The 14068-nt window shown below is 65.9% G+C and carries 11 protein-coding genes; 2 read left to right on the top strand and 9 right to left on the bottom strand.

Annotated features, from left to right (window positions below; all coding sequences use genetic code 11):
- Positions 1-120: 120 nt before the first annotated feature.
- The 6 genes from AC3WUM_RS04010 to pmbA all read right to left on the bottom strand — a co-directional run bounded on the left by AC3WUM_RS04010 (position 121) and on the right by pmbA (position 9447).
- Complete coding sequence (locus tag AC3WUM_RS04010; RefSeq protein ID WP_492408830.1) at positions 121-3231, bottom strand: efflux RND transporter permease subunit; 3111 nt, start codon at positions 3229-3231, stop codon at positions 121-123.
- Positions 3232-3325: 94 nt separating this feature from the next.
- Complete coding sequence (locus tag AC3WUM_RS04005; RefSeq protein ID WP_492408829.1) at positions 3326-4495, bottom strand: efflux RND transporter periplasmic adaptor subunit; 1170 nt, start codon at positions 4493-4495, stop codon at positions 3326-3328.
- A gap of 51 nt (positions 4496-4546) precedes the next feature.
- The gene (locus AC3WUM_RS04000) at positions 4547-5956 is read right to left on the bottom strand and encodes a TolC family outer membrane protein (protein ID WP_492408828.1); all 1410 of its coding nucleotides are present in this window, start codon (positions 5954-5956) and stop codon (positions 4547-4549) included.
- On the bottom strand, positions 5934-6662 hold the full coding sequence (locus AC3WUM_RS03995; protein WP_492408827.1) for a TetR/AcrR family transcriptional regulator: 729 nt from the start codon (positions 6660-6662) through the stop codon (positions 5934-5936). Before AC3WUM_RS03995 ends, AC3WUM_RS04000 begins: the two co-directional genes overlap by 23 nt.
- 281 nt (positions 6663-6943) lie before the next feature.
- Positions 6944-7912, bottom strand: coding sequence for a MerR family transcriptional regulator (locus tag AC3WUM_RS03990; protein ID WP_492408952.1), 969 nt, complete (start codon positions 7910-7912; stop codon positions 6944-6946).
- A 179-nt stretch (positions 7913-8091) separates the two neighbouring features.
- On the bottom strand, positions 8092-9447 hold the full coding sequence (gene pmbA / locus AC3WUM_RS03985) for a metalloprotease PmbA (protein ID WP_492408826.1): 1356 nt from the start codon (positions 9445-9447) through the stop codon (positions 8092-8094).
- A 215-nt stretch (positions 9448-9662) separates the two neighbouring features.
- On the opposite strand from pmbA, the gene AC3WUM_RS03980 reads away from it, so the two are divergent.
- Positions 9663-9953, top strand: coding sequence for a hypothetical protein (locus AC3WUM_RS03980; protein WP_492408825.1), 291 nt, complete (start codon positions 9663-9665; stop codon positions 9951-9953).
- 27 nt (positions 9954-9980) lie between these two features.
- On the opposite strand, the gene AC3WUM_RS03975 is transcribed toward AC3WUM_RS03980, so the two are convergent.
- From AC3WUM_RS03975 to AC3WUM_RS03965, 3 genes are all read right to left on the bottom strand, one after another.
- Positions 9981-10805: an aspartyl/asparaginyl beta-hydroxylase domain-containing protein gene (locus tag AC3WUM_RS03975; protein ID WP_492408824.1), complete on the bottom strand. Its 825-nt coding sequence runs from the start codon at positions 10803-10805 to the stop codon at positions 9981-9983.
- A gap of 75 nt (positions 10806-10880) precedes the next feature.
- On the bottom strand, positions 10881-12221 hold the full coding sequence (gene mpl, locus AC3WUM_RS03970) for a UDP-N-acetylmuramate:L-alanyl-gamma-D-glutamyl-meso-diaminopimelate ligase (RefSeq protein WP_492408823.1): 1341 nt from the start codon (positions 12219-12221) through the stop codon (positions 10881-10883).
- Positions 12221-12802, bottom strand: coding sequence for a hypothetical protein (locus tag AC3WUM_RS03965; RefSeq protein WP_492408822.1), 582 nt, complete (start codon positions 12800-12802; stop codon positions 12221-12223). The genes mpl and AC3WUM_RS03965 overlap by 1 nt, the downstream gene beginning before the upstream one ends.
- A gap of 107 nt (positions 12803-12909) precedes the next feature.
- On the opposite strand from AC3WUM_RS03965, the gene rnd reads away from it, so the two are divergent.
- Positions 12910-13995 (top strand): ribonuclease D, encoded by a 1086-nt coding sequence (rnd, locus tag AC3WUM_RS03960; protein ID WP_492408821.1) that lies wholly within the window; start codon positions 12910-12912, stop codon positions 13993-13995.
- The last annotated feature ends 73 nt before the right edge of the window (positions 13996-14068 follow it).

Here is a 14068-nt window from a genome sequence, read left to right as displayed (position 1 = left end):
GAAGGCCTTGGCCTCAACCCTTCCGACACCGGTGCACGAAGCCGCGCATGAGACTCGCGCAGCGCCGCTACGGTTTCGCTGGATCAAGGGGGTGATCGGCGCTTCTGCGCAAAGCCTCGATCACGCCTGAGGGTTCACGCTGGCTTGCGCCACCGGCTGCGCTTTCGAGTGATCACGCGCCAGGTACAGGTACATCGCCGGTACCACGTAGAGCGTGAACAGCGTGCCGATCGTCATGCCCGAGGCGATCACCAGGCCCATCGAGAAACGCGCCGCGGTGCCCGGGCCGCTCGACATCAGCAGCGGCACCATCGCGATGACGAGCGCGGCCGTGGTCATGAGCACCGGACGCAGACGGATCGACGACGCTTCCTCGATCGCCTCGCGCCGCGAATAACCCTGCTCCTGCAGCTTGTTGGCGAATTCCACGATCAGGATGCCGTGCTTGGAGATCACGCCGATCAGCGTGATCAGACCGACCTGCGTGTAGATGTTCAGCGTCATGCCCGGGAAATGCGTGAGCTGCATGCCGTTGGTCAGCGCGAGCACGTTGATGCAGATCAGCGCCCCGCAGATCGACATCGGCACCGTCACCAGCATGATCAGCGGATCGCGGAACGATTCGAACTGCGCGGCGAGCACGAGGTAGATCATGATCAAGGCGAACGCGAAAGTGGCCAGCAGCGCGGAGCCTTCCTGCTTGAACTGGCGCGAAGCACCCGCGTAGTCGATCTGGAAGTTGGCCGGCATCACCTCTTTCGCAATGCTCGCCAGCAAATCCAGTGCCTGCCCCTGCGTCACGTCCGGGCGCGGCACCGCGATGATGGTATTCGAATTGAGCTGCTGCGCATGCTCGATCGAGCGCGGCATCACGCGCGAACTGAGCTTGACGAGCGTGGAGATCGGCACGAGTTCGCCGGTGGCCGCGCGCGTGTAATAGCCTTCGAGCTGATCCGGGTTCAGGCGGCCGCTACGCTGGATCTGCTGGATCACCTTGTACGAGCGGTTCTGGTACGAGAAGCGGTTGACCTCGCCGCCCGCGAGCAGCGCGGACAGGTCGGCGCTGAGCTGGCTCATGTCGACGCCCATCAGCGCCGCTTTCTCACGATCGATCTCGACCACCGCTTCGGCGCGATCGATACGCAGCATCGGCGCCACGTAGAAGAATTTCTTGCTCGCCATCGCACGGCCGATCACTTCGTCGCCGACGCGCGACATCGTCTGCGCATCGGCCGTGGACTTGAGCACGAATTCCACCGGATAGCCCTGGCCCGGCGTCGGCAGCGGCGGCGGCACGATGGTGGCCACGCGCGTACCCGCGATCTCGTCCATCTTGGGCTTGAGCTCCTGCAGCACCGACTGCGTCGACACCTTGCGCTCGGTCCAGGGCTTGGTGATCAGGCCCATGAACCCCTGGCTCGTGGTCAGCGTGAACGTGAAGATGCGGTCCATTTCCGGATGCGCGAGCGCGATCTTCTGGATCGGCTGGAAGTACTGCTCCTGGTACTCCTCGGTCGCATAGCCGTCGTTCTCGACGATGGCCATCGCGAAGCCCGGATCTTCTTCCGGCGCGAGTTCGGACGGCGTCGCCATGAACAGGAAACCGCAGGAGACGAACACGATGAGGCCGAACACCAGGATCACGAAGCGGGTGTCGAGCGCACCGTGCAGGCGCTTCTTGTAACCCTGGCGCCAGCCTTCGAACTTGGCGTCGAGATAATCGGCGAGCTTGTTCGGCTTGGCGCCTTCGCCGTGCGTGGGCTTGAGCAGCTTGGCGCACATCATCGGCGTCAAGGTCAGCGCGATGATGCCCGAGATCAGCACCGCGCCGGCCAGCGTGAACGCGAATTCGGTGAACAGCTTGCCGGTGATGCCGCTCAAAAAGCCGATCGGCGCATACACCGCCATCAGCGTGATCGTCATCGCGATCACCGGGCCGAGCAGTTCGCGACCGCCTTTGATCGAGGCGTCGAACGGACTCAGGCCTTCTTCGATGTGCCGGTGGACGTTCTCCATCACGATGATGGCGTCGTCGACCACCATGCCGATCGCGAGCACCATCGCGAGCAAGGTGAGCAGATTGATGGTGAAGCCCATCACCAGCATGATGAACAGCGCGCCGACCAGCGACAGCGGCACCGTGATCGCCGGAATCATCGAGTTCCGAATCGAGCCGAGGAACAGGAAGATCACCACGATGACGATGACCACCGCCTCGACGAGCGTCTTGATCACTTCGCTGATCGCGTCGCGGATGTAGTCGGTGGAGTCGTAACCGATCACCGCTTCGAGGCCCTCCGGCAGCGCGGCGACGATGCCCGGCCACATCGCGTTGACCGCATCGGCGACGTCGAGCACGTTGGCATCCGGACGAATGTTGATCGCAACGAACAGCGCGGGCGAGCCGTTCCAACCGGCGCCGCCTTCGTAGGTTTCCGAGCCGAGCACGACGTCTGCGATGTCGCCGAGGCGCACGATGGTATCGCCGTCGGCCTTGACGATCATCTGGCGGAATTCTTCGGGCGTGCGCAGATCGGTCTGCGCGGACAAGCCGATCTTGACGTAATTGCCCTTGGTCTCGCCGACCGCCGACAGCACGTTCTGCGCGCGCAGGCGCGAATAGACCTCGCTGGCCGTGAGGTTGTATGCGGTGAGCCGGTCGGCCTTGAGCCAGACGCGCATCGCGAAGATGCGCTGGCCCTGGATCGCCGCCGTTTCGATGCCCGGAATCGATACCAGCTGCGGCTGCACGATGCGCTCGAGATAATCGGTGATCTGGCTTTTGTCGAGCGTCTTCGAATAGAACGACAGGTACATCGCCGCGGTTCCGCCGCCTTCGGCGATCTGGATGATCGGGTCTTCCGAGCCTTCGGGCAGCTGGTTGCGCAGCTTGTTGACCTTGGCCGAAATCTCGGTCATCGCCTCGTTCGGATTCTTGTCCATGCGCAGGTTGGCGGTGATCGTCGCCATGCTCTGCTGCGTGCTCGAGGTCAGGTAGTCGATGCCCGAAGCCGAGGCGATCTCGCGCTCCAGCGGCGTGGTGACGAAGCCTTCTACGAGCGCCGGATCGGCGCCCGGATACGCGACCGAGACCTGGATCTGCGCGTTCTGCAGAAACGGATATTCGCGCACGGTGAGATTGAACGCGGCGCGCAGGCCCAGCAGCAGGATCACCAGGCTGACCACCGTGGCGAGCACGGGACGCTTGATGAAGATGTCGGTGAAATGCATTCGAGTACCTATCGGGACTGCGCCGGCCTCATCGCCAGCCAGTCGTGATTGCGTTCAGCGCCGGAGAACCCTGCACGAGCCGTGACGGCCTCGATCAGCCTTCGGCCGGCTTGGGATCGAGTTTGGGCTGCGGAGCCCCATCGTTGTTGATGATCACGGGCTGGCCGTTGCGCAGCTTGAGCAGGCCCGAGGTCGCCACCTGCTCGCCCTCCTTGATGCCGTCGACCACCGCGACGAAATCGCCACGCGCCTCGCCGACCTTGATGAAGCGCTGCTCGACGACGAGGTCGGTGGTCGGGCCGGCCGGCGCACCCGGCATGGCCTTCGGCTTGGGCGCGTTGGGATCTTCTTTCTTCTTCTGCACCACGAACACCGAAGTGCCGTAGGAGTCGTAGCTGACCGCAGTGCGCGGCAGCACGAGCAGCGAGCGGTTGCCCGGCAGCGTCAGCGTCACGCGGCCGAACTGGCCCGCGCGCAGCTTGTCGTCGGGGTTCGGCAGGCGCGCGCGCAGGCCGAAGTTGCGCGTCGCCGAATCGATGCGCGGCTCCACCGCGAGCACCTCGCCGGTGAAGCTCTGGCCCGCGTACGAATCGACGCTGACCGTCACCTTGAAGCCCGGCTGCGCCTGGCCGATGTACTGCTCGGGCAGCGTGAAATCGAGATCGATCGGATCGAGCGACTGCAGCGTGACGATGGCGGTTCCCGCGCCCAGATACTGACCGACGTTGACGCGGCGAATGCCGAGCAGGCCGTCGAACGGAGCGCGAATCTCCTTCTGCGCGAGCACGCCGGCCTGCGATTGCGCCGCGGCCTTGGCGGCCTCTGCTTCGGTCACTGCGGCGTCGTAGTCGGACTTGGAGATCGCCTCGAGCTTGAACAGCTTCTCGCGACGCACGCGATTGATTTCTGAGAGTTCGGCCTGCGCTTTCAGACGCGCGTACTCGCCGCGCTCGCGCGCCGAATCGAGCGTGATCAGCGGCGTTCCCTTCCTGACCTTCTGGCCCGATTCGAAGTGGATCGCGGTGACGATGCCGCCCGCTTCGGTGGTGACGTCGGTTCCGTTGACCGGAACGAAGCTGCCGACGGCCTCGAGACGATTGTCCCAGGTCATGGTCTGCACGGTGCCCGCGCCGATGGTGGCCGGCGGGATCGGCATGGCATCGACGAAGTCGTTCATCATTTTGTTGCTGAACCACTTCATGCCGAAGATCGCGCCGAACACGACGACGCAGCCCACGATGACGATGATCAAACGCTTGGTCATTTCTCAGCTTTCCTTCGCTTGCTGCGTATTTCGGGACGTCTTCGGTGCCGTTCAGGGCGTTGCCGGCTGCGAGAGCAGGCGATCGATTTCGGAGAAGTCGGCCACCGTCAGCCGACCCACGGTCTGCTTGAGTTGCAGCAGGCCAAGCAACAGGTTGTAGCGCGCGGTGTTGAGGTCACGGCGCGATTGCACCACGCGGCTCTGCGCATCGAGCACGTCGGTGATCGTGCGCGTGCCGGCATCGTAGCCGTTGCGCGTCGCGATCTCCGCGGTCTCGGCCGACGCGAGCGAGCGCCGATACGCGTTGACCTCGATGTACGCGGTCTCGACCGTGCGGTACTGCTGGCGCGTGGCGCGCTCGGTCTCTCGCTGGATGCGCGTCAACTCGGCTTCGGCGACGTCGCGCTGGGCGCTGGCCTGGCGCAGGCCGGCGAGCGTCGCGCCACCGGCGTAGATCGGAATGTTGAGCTCGACGCCGACGCGCGCATCATCGGTGCGCTGGCCGAACGCGAAATCGCTGGTGTCGTCGCGACCGACGCTGCCGACGAGGTCGAGCGTCGGATACGCCGATGCGCGCGCGCTCTGGTAGCGCGTGCGCGCGACGATCGCGCTCTGCTCGGCCAGCGCGATGCGCGGACTGTTGCCCCGTGCGGCGGCGACCCATTCGTCGACGCTCGCCGGCAGCAAGGGCGGAAAGCTCACTTCGGGCGGCAAGGCCGGCAGGCTCGCATCGCCGGCGCCGGTGGTTTCGTCGAGTTCGTCGCGCGCGTTCTCGAGGTTGCGCCGGGCGCTCACGAGCGCGGCCTGAGCGAGGTCATGACGCGCCTGCGCTTCCTTCAGATCGGTGCCCGGAGCCAGCTCCACCTCGTAGCGCTGGCGCGTGCTGTCGAGCGACTGCCCGACGGCGCGCGCCTCGGCCTCGGCCTGGGCGAGCTGGTCCTGGGCGATCAGCACGTTGAAATAGCGCTGGGCCACGCGCAGCTGCAGGTCGAGCTGGGCGCTGCGGCGCGTAAGATCGGCCTGCGATTCGAGCGCCCTGGCGCGGTCGCCGATGTCGAACCAGTCGAGCCGGAACAGCGGCTGGCGCAGGCTGGCGGTCGCCGACCAGGCCGGATAGCTGTCCTTGAACACGCCGGTGAAAGCCTGCTGCTCTTCTTCGCTGCCGCCGCCGGTCTCGCCCTCGCCGGAGCCCAGCGCGCTGAATGCCGTGCTCTTGGATTCGGTATGCGCGTAGTTCGCCGCGCCCTTGAGATTGACCTGCGGACGGATCGCGGCGCGCTCGATGATGCCGGCCTCGCGGTCGGCCGCGAACTGGGCCTCGAAGACGGCCCGCGTCGGGTCATGGCCATCGGCCGCCATCAGCGCTTCGGTCAGGGACATGGCGGGCGCGCAGGCGGTCCAGCCGCCCAGGCAGGCAGCCAGCAGCCAGCGCGAGGCATCAAGCCGGGGCGCAGCAATCATGAAATACCTCGTTGCGAATTCGATCGATGAGCGCATCCAGCGCCTGCCCGTCCGCCGGGTCCACATAGGGTTTCCATTCGAGCCCGTTCAATAAGGCCTGAATGTGACGGCACATCAGGCGGTACGGGTTGTTGACGGCGAAAACATCCATCGCCCCGTCGGCGTGCGCCATGTTGTGCATGCCGATCGCCTGCGCCCAGATCGCCGCCGCGACCTCCGCAGGCGTCTGTCCACGCAGGTTCAGTTCGCCCCCGGCGGCCGCCTCGGCCACCACGCGGACCGTCAATTCCACGAGTGGATTCTGGGCTTCGAGCATTCGCTGGCGGCGGGCCGCCGATGCCGCGCGCCAGACCACCTCGCAGAGCGCGTACTGGATCAGGCCGAAATGCTCGGGCTTGCTGGCCATGAAGATCATGTCCGCCACCGCCATGCCGAAGATGCGCTCACGCGAGTTGCCGTTCCAGGCCACCGCTCGCCGCACCATGTCGGCATGCGAGCCGATCTCGATATTGGCCAGCTCCAGCACCAGATCTTCTTTGGATTCAAAGTGATGATAGAGAGTGCCGACGGCGTATTCGCAGCGTTCGGCGACCCGGGCCATCTGCAGGTTGAGCAGCCCGTCCTCGCGGATCAGTTCGCGCGCAGCATCGATGAACAGCTGCTCGCGCTGTTCGAATTCACGCTGCCGGCGCTCCCTGGTTCCCATCCCCTATCGATATTTGTTCGTGTTCTTTCTGTGAACTTAATTCAAATTCGAATCGCAAATCAAATCCCCGCTTGGCGTCGGCGACCGCGGCCAGGGAGGGCGGGGTGGCTTGGCAGGTAGGAGCGAGCACGAAAAAATGAACGCTAGGGCACCTCACCGGGCCGCGAGCCCCATGCACCAGAATGCGCGCCGAATCGTCGCCGCTCTCGTCACGGAAGCCGTCGATCGCCCGAACGGAGGATTCGGCGGGCTCGAAACCCGCCGAATCGGCAGCTCAGCAACTAGCCTTCGTTCGCCGCGGGGTTCGCGAGCTGGACGAGTTCGGCTGCGAATTCGGCCTGCGTGAGCGCGGCGCGCGCGCCGATCGATCGCAGCGCATTGCGATGGCGTTCGACATCGCGGCCGACGCCGATCACCGGCAGTTCCGTGTTCAGACGGTTACGCAGGCTCAGCAGGTCGGATTCGACACGCTCGTCGTCACCACTGCCGGCAAGGCTGACGATGATCGCGCGCGCTTGGCGTCGGCCGGCGGCGAATGCGATCTCGTCGGCCGGCAGGCCCACGCCCAGATAAACCACCTGCCAGCCTTCGCGATTGGCCGTCACCGCCGAGGCCAGGGCGCCGATCTCGTGCAGCGAGCCGGCTGGCGCGCAGACCAGCAGCGTGGCGCCGATCGTGTGGATGCTCTTGGTGCTCAGCAGATCGCCGACGAAGCGCCGCAGGTAGGCCATCGCGAACTGCTCGTGCGCCAGTCGCAAGTCTCCGTGGCGGCGTCGACGCAACAGCTCGTCAGTGAACGGGGTGACGAAATCGTCGAACAGCGCCGTCCCGCTGAGCGTGCGCGTGGCCTGCAGCAATGCCTGCGAAAGACCGGGACCATCGAGCGCCTGCACCATGTCCATGGCAAGCTCGATGAGCCGGTTCGTGGTCAGCGGAATGCGCGGCGACGCTTCGACGCCCGGAACCGCGTCCTGGCCGACCAGCACGCGCAGATCCTCGATCGGCAGATCGGCGATCTCGCTGATGCGGTGACCCAGATCCACGGCTTGGCGCAGCAACACCAGGCGCTGGATTTCCCATTCCGAATACAGCCGACGGCCTTTCGACGTGCGCTCCGGCACGATCGCCTCGTAGCGACGTTCCCAGGCACGGATCACGTGCGCAGTGAGTCCGGCCCTGCGCGCCGCGACGTTGATCGGACAACGAGGCGCCTCACTGGAATGCAGCTTTCCCGGGCTCTTTCTCGGCATGTTCATAGACGGACCACGACCAAAAAGTTGAGTGCCAGTCTAGGAACGGCAAGCTGAATCCCGCCCAAAACCGTCTAACTCTTCGCGTACCGCGTCTCAATACAGGCCAATACTGAGGCAACGCAGGTCCATGAAGACCGCTTCGCTTCAGCTTCCAGGCGGCCAGGCCCTGAACGAGCTCAGTCGCCCGCGATCATCATGCCGTCGATGAGCACCGAACCGCAGCGGATGTTCGAGCGCGTGTCGACGTCACTGCCGATCTCGCGAATGCGCCCGTACAGGTCGAGCAGGTTGCCCGCGATCGTGGCGTTCTCGACCGGGTACCGAATCTCTCCGTTCTCGACCCAGAAACCGGCCGCGCCCCGCGAATAATCGCCGGTCACGCCGTTGACGCCCTGCCCCATGAGCTCGGTGACCACGAGTCCCTCGCCCATTTCACGCAGCAGCGAGGCGTAATCGTGCGAGCCATGGCTCACGAGCAGGTTGTATACGCCACCCGCGTTGCCGGTGGTCTCGAGGCCCAGCTTGCGCGCCGAATAGCTGCCGAGCAGCCAGCCGCGCAGCACGCCGTTTTCGACGAGCCTGCGGTCGCTCGTCGCCACGCCCTCCTGATCGAACGCGGAACTCGACGACGCGCCGAGCAGGAAGGGCTTTTGTTCGAGCGTGATCTGCGGAGCGAACACCGGCTTGTCGAGGTGATCGAGCAAAAAGCTCGCGCGCCGGTACAGCGAACCGCCCGAGATCGCGCCGACGAAATGGCCGAACAGGCTGCGCGCGGTCTGCGGCACGAACAGCACCGGCGCGTTGCGCGTCGACAGGCGCCGCGCACCGAGGCGCGCGATCGTGCGCTCGCCGGCTCGACGACCGATCGCTTCGGGCGCGTCGAGCTTGCGTGCGTCGCGGCCGCCGTCGTACCAGTAGTCGCGCTGCATGTTGCCGTTGGCATCGGTTGCGATGACCGCGCACGAGATCGAATGCTGCGTTCCGCTGCGACGGCCGACGAAACCGTGGCTGTTCGCGTACAGCGAAACGCCGCGCTGCGTCGACAGGCCGGCGCCCTCGGTCTGGGTGATGCGCGCATCGACGGCCATCGCCGCAGCTTCGCAGGCGCGTGCGAGTTCCACAGCCTGCGCGGGTTGCAGATCCCAGTAATGATCGAGCTGCAGATCGGGAAACACGGTCGCGAGCCGATGCGGATCGGCAAGACCCGAGCACGGGTCTTCCTCGGTGACCTGGGCGATCGCGACGGCCGCTTCGACCGCCTGTCGAATGCCGGAATCCGACAGGTCGCCGGTCGAGGCACTGCCCTTGCGCTTGCCGAAATACACCGTCAGCGACAGGTCGCGATCACGCTGGAATTCGAGGCTCTCGACCTCCGACTTGCGCACGCTGACCGAAAAACCCCGCGAATGCGAAAGCCCGGCCTCGGCCTGCGTCGCGCCGGCGGCCTTGGCTGCATCGAGTACGCGCTGCACGAGCGGCTCGAGGTCCACGGCGAGAGGCAAACCATCGGCGGAAGTCAAAGCAGGCGACATGAGATCTCGATTCAGGAAGGTCACGAGCCCGGAGCTTAGCAGCCACTCCAGCGGCTCCCAAGCGACTGCAGCGGATTCAGGCCGAGGCCAGCCGTCATTCGCACACTGGCCTCAGTCGCCACGGATTGGACGACGTATGCGATGCAATGTGTTCGAAGGATCGGACTCATTGCAGGCAAAGCATCAAGACAACATCCATGGACAGGAGAAACAACATGAACAAGCCCCTCATCTCGATCGCCCTAGGCGCGATGCTGCTCACCGGTACCGCCACCGTCGCCCATGCGGATGACGATTATTCGCGCGCCGAGCAGCGCGCCGACCGGCAGGACGCGAGGCAGGATGCACGCGAGCGCCGCGAAGACATAGCGCGCAATTCCGCAGACCAGCGCAAGGAGAATCGTCGCGATCGTCAGGACTTCCGGCAGGATGCGCGCGATGCGCGTGAAGACACGCGCCGCGACATTCGCGACGAGCGTCAGGAACTGCGCCGCGATCAGAACTGATCGCCCTCGGCTCGAAAGAAAGGCGCCTCAGGCGCCTTTCTTTTTGCTGGTCTGCTCGTAGAAGCCCCGCTGCCATTGGCGCTGTCTGGCCGCCGCGCGGCGCATCAGTGGCAGCAGGCCCGCGCCGATCAGCGAAGCCCGATTGAGCCAGTGAAACGGCTGGTGCAGCGGACGCGCGAAATCGACGAACAGCACCACGCGCCAGCCTTCGGTGTAATTCCAGGCCTCGTGATTGAAGCTGTCGTCGAAGATCAGGCTCGCGCCCTCGCTCCAGTGACAGACCTGGTCGGCAATGCGAATGCCCGCCATCCAGTTCGGCTCCGGAACGATGAGCCCGAGGTGATAGCGCAGGATGCCGTTGTAGGCCCCGCGATGCGGCGGAATGTGCTTGCCGGGCGCCAGGATGCTGAAGAACGCATTCATCACGCCCGGGATCTGCGAAAGCGCCTGCATCGTGCGCGGACAGCGGCTCGCATTCTCGCGGCAGTCCATGCCGGCCCCGAGCAGCCAGAACGTCTTCCACTGATCGTCCTGCGTGATCGTGCGCACTTCGTCGAGAATCTCGTGAAAGTCCGGCAGCTGCTGGCGCTGCACCATCACCTGATCTAGTTCGGCGCGAATCGCGGGCCAGTGTCGTTCGACTTCGGCGGCCCACGGAAAATCGGCGGTGTCGTATACCGCGCGATCGGCGAGTTTGGAGACGCGAGCGACGGTGGCCTCGAGCAGCTGTTCGCTGCGGCGCAGCAGCTTCGAGATCGGTCCACGCGCCGGTACGAGCGTATGCGCCCGACCGAGCGTCCTCGCCTGTTCCGGTGAGACGTGCAGCGGCACCGATGGTCGGGCGTCATCCATGTTTCGGCAGTCCCAATCGATTGCGGGCGAAGGCGCGCGACTGTGTCGGCGCGGCCATGAATTGCTTCTGAATGTTCACGCGGCCAGGGCGGTCAGCAGCTTGCCGTGAATGCCGCCGAAATCGCCGTTGCTCATGACCAGCACGCGATCGCCGTCACGCGCATCGGCGGCGATCGCCGCGATCAGCGCATCGAAATCCGCATGCGTCGACACCGGCACGCGTGCGGCCGCGAGCGCGGACTGCGCATCCCACTTCAGATCGGGGCGTGCGTAGACGAAGGCCACGTCGGCACCGTCGAGACTGTGCGCGAGTTCGTCGGCATGGCTGCCGAGGCGCATGGTGTTAGAGCGCGGCTCGAGCACCGCGAGGATGCGCCCGCCGGGCTGCTCGCGCAGCGCCGCGAGCGTCACCGCGATCGCGGTCGGGTGATGGGCGAAATCGTCGTAGACCTGCACGCCGCGCGCTTCGCCGCGCAGTTCGAGCCGGCGACGCACGCTCTGGAAACCTGGCAGCGCCGCGATCAGCGTGTCGATCGGCGCGCCGACGTGAGCCGCCGCGGCGAACGCGGCGAGCGTGTTCGAGCGGTTGTGCGCACCGGCCAGCGGCGTGTCGACGAGGCCCTTGGACTCGCCGTTCACGAACAGCTCGAAGCCCTGCCCGCGCGGCTCGGCGCTCCAGCCGGCTTCGTCGTCGAAGCGCACGACCTCGCTCCAGCAACCCATGCCGAGCACGCGCCCCAGCGCCGCATCGCGGCCATTGACGACGAGCCGTCCGCTGCCCGGCACCGTGCGCACGAGATGGTGGAACTGGCGCTCGATCGCGGCGAGGTCCGGGAAGATGTCCGCGTGGTCGTATTCGAGGTTGTTGAGAATCGCGGTGCGTGGCCGGTAGTGCACGAACTTGCTGCGCTTGTCGAAGAACGCGGTGTCGTATTCGTCGGCCTCGATGACGAAGCAGTTTCCTTCGCCGAGGCGTGCGGACAGTCCGAAGTTGAGCGGCACGCCGCCGACCAGAAAGCCCGGCTTCAAGCCGGCCGCTTCGAGCAGATAGGCCAGCAGCGAGCTCGTGGTGGTCTTGCCGTGCGTGCCTGCCACCGCGAGCACGTGGCGGCCCTGTAGCACGTTCTCGGCCAGCCACTGCGGGCCCGAGACGTAAGGCAGGCCGGCGTCGAGCACGTATTCCATCGCCGGGTTGCCGCGCGTGACGACGTTGCCGACGACGACGATGTCGGGCGCCGGCTTGAGATGTTCGGGCGAATAGCCGCGCTGCAGCTCGATGCCGAGCGCTTCGAGCTGCGTCGACATCGGTGGCCAGGCGTTGGCGTCCGAGCCGGTGACGCGGTGCCCGGCCTCGCGCGCGATCGCGGCGATGCCGGCCATGAAAGTTCCGCAGATGCCGAGGATGTGCAGGTGCATCAGGGAGTCCCGAGAGTGGCGGGCAGCAGGCCGAACACGCTGCCGATCGTCGAGGTGACCAGGCTCACGACGACCTGCAGGCTGATCGAGATCAGCAGGGCCGCCAGCACGGCGATCGGCATCCGGAAGCCCGCCGCCTGGCGGTAGATCGATGCGGTGACGACGAAGCTCCAGGTCAGCAACAGCAGCAGCGATAGCGCCAGCCCCGGCGGCAGCATCGTTTCGGGGTTGTTCACGAGCTCGGGGTTCTGCGCGATCTGCAGGATCTGCGGCTTGAGCTTGGCGGTCGGCAGGATCACCAGCGCCGAGATCACCGAGCTTGTCGCCAGCAAGGCATGGAAGGTCTGGTCGTAGCGGTTCTCGACCTGGCGCAGGCGCAGCATCGTCCGCGTCGAGAACGAAAGCGCGAACACCGTAACGATGGCCGCGACGATCGCGAGCACGGGCGGCAATGTGATGGAAGCGAGCAGGAAGTTGACCAGGATGGCCAGCGGAACCAGCACGCGGGTCAGGCCCGGATCGAACGGAAAATCCTGCGGGCCGGCGCGGAACAGCAGGATGCGCAGGGTGGCACGGGCCACTTGAGTCAGCATGCGATGGGAGGAAAAGCGAAAAGGGCAGAGCCGCTATTCTAAGCGCTCCCGTCCCGGGACATCGGTTCCCCCCATCCGGAGCAAGCCCGCAACTCATGCTGATCGACACGCCCGCCGCCTATGCCGAGGCCCTGGCCTTCTTCGCCTCCAGCCCCTGGCTCGCGGTCGACACCGAGTTCGTGCGCGAGGAAACCTACTGGCCGCAGCTTTGCCTCGTGCAGGTGGGCGATCCGCGTCGCCAGGTCGCGTTCGATGCGATCAAGCTGCCCGATCTGCAGCCGCTGCTCGATCTGTTGCTGCGCACCGACAGCCTCAAGGTGTTTCATGCGGCGAGCCAGGACCTCGAAATCTTCGTGCACCTGGGCGGCAGCGCCCCGAGTCCGCTGTTCGACACCCAGCTCGCCGCGAGCCTGCTCGGCATCGGCGACCAGCTCGGCTACGCCGGGCTGGTCGAGAAGCGCCTTGGACTCAAGGTCGACAAGTCGCTCTCGCGCACCAACTGGCTGCGTCGCCCGCTCACCGAGGCCGAGCTCGCATACGCCGAAGACGACGTGCGCCACCTGAGCGAAATGTATCCGGCGCTGCGGGAGGAGTTGATCCGGCGCGGGCGTCTCGAATGGCTCGAGGAGGACTGCGCCCGGCTCGCCAGGCCCGAGCGCTATCGCGTGCATCCGGAGGATGCCTGGGACCGCCTCAAGGGCATCGGCCGCCTGCCCGTGCCGTCCCAGCACGTCGCCGCCGCCCTTGCCGCCTGGCGCGAGAAAATCGCCGAGGCGCGCAACCGCCCGCGCAAATGGATCCTCGCCGACGATGCGCTCTACAGGCTCGCCGAGCGCCAGCCCGATTCGCTCACGCAGCTCACGGGGCTGCAGGTGTTACCGCCGAAAACCCTCGAGCGGCACGGCAACGCGCTGCTGCAGGTCATCGCGGAATCGCGCGGTTCGACGGCGCCCGCGCTCGCCCTCGACGGGCTGCTCAGCGACGCGCAGAAATCGCTGATCCAGAAGCTCGCCAACCGCAATCGCGAGATCGCCACCGAACTCGGCATTCCACCCTCGCTGCTGGCGCCGCGCGCGGACATCGAGGCCGTCGCCCTGCGAGGACCGGCGGCGCGGGCCCTGGTGCTCGAAGGCTGGCGCCGCCGGGTCGCCGGCGAAGCGCTGCTCAAGCTGCTGCCCTGAGCATTCGTCCAGCGGCAAAAAAAGCGCCCCGGTGGCCGGGGCGCTTTTGGGTCGCTCTACGTAAGCCTTTCGC

This window comes from Hydrocarboniphaga sp. FW305-C-57 (assembly GCF_058783045.1).
This window is presented reverse-complemented; position numbering and strand designations above follow the sequence as displayed.

Coding starts and splice junctions, on each gene's coding strand:
- AC3WUM_RS04010 (WP_492408830.1), bottom strand. CDS start 3,231: ATGCATTTCACCGACATCTTCATCAAGCGTCCCGTGCTCGCCACGGTG.
- AC3WUM_RS04005 (WP_492408829.1), bottom strand. CDS start 4,495: ATGACCAAGCGTTTGATCATCGTCATCGTGGGCTGCGTCGTCGTGTTC.
- AC3WUM_RS04000 (WP_492408828.1), bottom strand. CDS start 5,956: ATGATTGCTGCGCCCCGGCTTGATGCCTCGCGCTGGCTGCTGGCTGCC.
- AC3WUM_RS03995 (WP_492408827.1), bottom strand. CDS start 6,662: ATGGGAACCAGGGAGCGCCGGCAGCGTGAATTCGAACAGCGCGAGCAG.
- AC3WUM_RS03990 (WP_492408952.1), bottom strand. CDS start 7,912: ATGCCGAGAAAGAGCCCGGGAAAGCTGCATTCCAGTGAGGCGCCTCGT.
- pmbA (WP_492408826.1), bottom strand. CDS start 9,447: ATGTCGCCTGCTTTGACTTCCGCCGATGGTTTGCCTCTCGCCGTGGAC.
- AC3WUM_RS03980 (WP_492408825.1), top strand. CDS start 9,663: ATGAACAAGCCCCTCATCTCGATCGCCCTAGGCGCGATGCTGCTCACC.
- AC3WUM_RS03975 (WP_492408824.1), bottom strand. CDS start 10,805: ATGGATGACGCCCGACCATCGGTGCCGCTGCACGTCTCACCGGAACAG.
- mpl (WP_492408823.1), bottom strand. CDS start 12,221: ATGCACCTGCACATCCTCGGCATCTGCGGAACTTTCATGGCCGGCATC.
- rnd (WP_492408821.1), top strand. CDS start 12,910: ATGCTGATCGACACGCCCGCCGCCTATGCCGAGGCCCTGGCCTTCTTC.